Genomic DNA, 1,185 nt, shown 5'->3' with positions numbered 1-1,185 from the left:
GGGCGGTCGCCGCGCGCCCCCCCCTGGCGCGCCGCGCGGCCCCCCGGGGGGGCCCCCCGGGCCGCCCCGCCCGCCCGCGGCCACCGCCCTGGCGGCGCTCGACGCGGCCGTCCGCCGGCACCTCGGCGACCCCGACCTGTTCCACCGTCCCCGCTACCGGTTGAAGATGCACCACCGCCACCTCGCCGGTCTGACCGGCGACCAGGTGACCGCCCTGGTCGCCGCGGCCGCCGAGGCCCGGGCCTCGGCCGCCCTGGTCGCCGTGCACTCCGTCCGCGCGGAACGCGCCGAACGGCCCGACCGCCGTCCCTGCTTCACCCCGGAGGCCCTCGCCGAACTGCACGGGATGCTCGTCGCCGGGGACCCGAACATCCCCGACGGCGGGGGCTTCCGGCGGGGCGGCTCCAGGGTGGACTGGCCGGACGGGCGGCGCTTCGTGATGGCCGTCCGGCCCGGCGGCGAACTGCGCGACCACGTCCGGCGCTGGTACGAGTGGGGCACCCGGACCACCTCGCCGCCGCTGGACGCCGCGGCGCTCGGCATGGTCCGGCTGCTGACGATCCATCCGTTCCCCGACGCCAACGGCCGGACGGCCCGGCTGCTCGCCGAGTGCGACCTGGTGGGCGCCGGACTGCTGCCGGGGCTGCTGCTCGACATCGAGGGCTGGGTCGAGCGGCACCGGGCCGAGCACGACGAGGCGGTGGTCGCCGCGGCGGACGGCCACTGGTCGGTCTGGGGCGAGCTGTTCGCCCGGACCGTCACCGACACCGCCCGCCACCGCACCGCGACCGTCGAGGCCTACGGAGCCCTGATCGACCGGGCCCTCGAACGCGCCGGGGGAGGGGCCGCCGAGACGGCCGTCCTGACCTGGCTGCGGGCCGGCCCGGCGGTCTCCGCGGACTGGCTGCGCGGACGCGTCCCGCACGACCCGGCCCCGGCCCTCGACCGGCTGCTGGCGGCGGGCGTGCTGGCCCCCCACCCGCGCCTGCCGGGCGCGCTGGTCCACCCCGGAGCCCTGGCACTGCTGGATGCCCCCTACGGATCCCCCGTCGGGTGAGGCCCGTGGAACGCGCGCCGCGCCACGGCCGATGGTCCCGACACGCCTTAGCCTGGCGCGGGGGGGGGGGGGGGCGACGGGCGCGCGCGCTTTTTGTGCGGTGGGTGGCGTATACGATCTGGTTATCT

Annotated in this window: 1 protein-coding gene; it reads left to right on the top strand. The window is 78.7% G+C overall.

Going from position 1 to position 1,185, the window contains the following annotated elements; all coding sequences use genetic code 11:
- On the top strand, window positions 1–1,057 hold a 1,057-nt coding region (locus ACFWXO_RS40955; protein ID WP_380531239.1), incomplete at its 5' end, for a Fic family protein.
- Between the last annotated feature and the right edge of the window lie 128 nt (window positions 1,058–1,185).

Source organism: Kitasatospora sp. NPDC059088, assembly GCF_042738155.1.
Taxonomy (GTDB): Bacteria; Actinomycetota; Actinomycetes; order Streptomycetales; family Streptomycetaceae; genus Kitasatospora.
Note: the sequence above shows the minus strand (reverse complement) of the source record. Positions and strands in the feature narration are given on the sequence as shown.